Origin of the sequence: Sphingorhabdus sp. (assembly GCF_040079335.1) — a bacterium.
GTDB lineage: Bacteria > Pseudomonadota > Alphaproteobacteria > Sphingomonadales > Sphingomonadaceae > Sphingorhabdus_B.
The window spans coordinates 1-2,115 of sequence record NZ_JBEBKL010000119.1; the positions used below are offsets into that span (position 1 = coordinate 1).

1 protein-coding gene is annotated in these 2,115 nt (G+C 58.8%); it reads left to right on the forward strand.

Features of this window, described 5'->3' with window-relative positions; all coding sequences use genetic code 11:
* A partial coding sequence (locus tag ABL922_RS14665; RefSeq protein WP_349024948.1) for a type IV secretion system DNA-binding domain-containing protein occupies positions 1-2,000 on the forward strand: 2,000 nt, incomplete at its 5' end.
* Between the last annotated feature and the right edge of the window lie 115 nt (positions 2,001-2,115).

Here is a 2,115-nt window from a genome sequence, read left to right on the forward strand (position 1 = left end):
GCCATCCGGCGGTGATCGATGCCTGGGCACGGTTGATGCGCGCCTTTTGGGGGTCGGCTTTCATGTCGGCGGTCATCGCTGTGCCATTGACCATCTGGTTCGTCGACCTCTCGCACAAACGCGGACGAGGGATTCTCGAGGAGCGTCACCAACGCGGAGCGATGCTTGTCGACGCTGACGACCTGTCAACCGTGATTGCCGCGCACAATATGGCCGAGTTTGAAAAGGAAGCACAGCGCTGCTTTCCCAAGAACAGCCTGAGCGAAGTCCTTGCGATGGATTTCATCAAGCGCAAGCTTTGCGGTGTGCACCATCCCTATGAGCTGGCGGGCGTGCGCTACCCTTGGCGCACCGAACAATCGCACACGATGCTCATCGGAACAACCGGGACCGGAAAAACCACGCAGATGCGCGACATGATCGCGCAGATGCGCGCACGGCAGGATCGGGCCGTCGTCTTCGATTTGACCGGCGCCTATGTCGAGGCCTTCTACAATCCTGAAACCGACATCATCCTGAACCCGATGGACAAAAGATGCCCATCCTGGTCGGTCTTTCTCGAATGTCAAAACCATGCCGATTTCAGCAGCGTCGCGGCCGCGCTGATGCCCATCGATGGGGGGGCGTCCGAACCCTTCTGGATCCTCGCCGCGCGCACGCTCTTTGTGGAAACATGCATCCGGCTCAAACAAAAAGGAAAAACGACCAACCGCGATCTTGCGAGCCGGTTGATGATGGCGGACCTCAAAACGGTCCATAAGCTTCTTGAAAATACCGTGGCCGATCCGCTGACCGCGCCTGAAGCAGCCCGCATGGCAGAATCGATCCGCGCGGTGTTCAACACCAACGCACAAGCACTCCGCTTTCTGCCCGAAGACAATCCGCCTTTTTCGATCTGCGACTGGATCGGCAAGGCCGACAATCCGGGCAGCATATTATTCATCACCTCAACGCATAACGAGCTCGCACTCAACCGTGCGCTGCTGACGGTCTGGATGAATCTCGCGGTCCATCGGCTCATGCGGCTGCCGCGCACGCGCGATTTGCGAACCTGGTTCTTCTTCGACGAAGTCCATGCGCTGCACCGTCTGCCAGCGATCGAAGACGGTCTGCAAACAGCACGCGGTTTTGGCGGCGCCTTTGTCCTTGGTATTCACAGTTTTGCAAAATTGTCTGAAACCTATGGCGAAGAGGGTGCGCAAAACCTCGCATCGCTGGCGCGCACCAAACTCATTCTCGCAACCGCCGACCGCGACACCGCGCAGCGCTGCTCCGACTATATCGGTCACCGCGAAGTGCGGATGATGGATGAGGCCTATAGCTATGGCTATTCCAATATCCGCGATGCGGCCACCATTACACCGCGCCAGCAGGTTGAGCCGCTTGTTCTCCCCGATGATATCATGAAATTGCCATCGCTGCGCGGCTTCCTAGTATTTCCCGAAGGCTTTGATGCAGCGCGCGTACAACTCCATTATCGAGATTTTCCGAGCATCGCGGCACCCTATGAAACGCGCGAAAATGTCGAGCCACTCGCCTTTTTGGCAGATGATGCCGATGAGGACGAAGAGAGCGAGGCCGGCGGCCGCGAAGGCAATGCAACGCCTGAAATCCTGATCGAAAACAAGCCAGCAGTGCTTACCGTTCCCGCGCTCCGAACCGGGTTGACCGACGAGCCTGAACCTGAAGCTACGCCCGAACCGGACCCAAAGGGCAATCCACCGGCTGTCACATCCGCCGCGCGTCAGGCCTTTCTTGACCGAAGCTTCAAGGGCGATCTCGCTTCGCCTGGAAGCGCACACAACACTACAACGGCTTCAAAAGAAGGGGTGGAACGCTCGGGCACCGACGTCACCTCAACCCGTTTGCCGCCAGTCCAGGATCAGTATCGACTTGACCTGGCGCGCCGCGAACTCGGCGAAGCGCTCGAACCCGAAAGCCGGAGCGAGCGCAGCGTATCCGCGCCTGACATAGGCCAAGCTGACGGACCGGAGCTGTAGCGCCGTGCACTCCATTGCTCCTGTTCGCTCGTCCGGTGGTGCTGCAACCTATTTTGCCAAGGACAATTATTACACAGCTGAGGAGACCGCGGAAAAGGGAGTCTGGGGCGGGGCG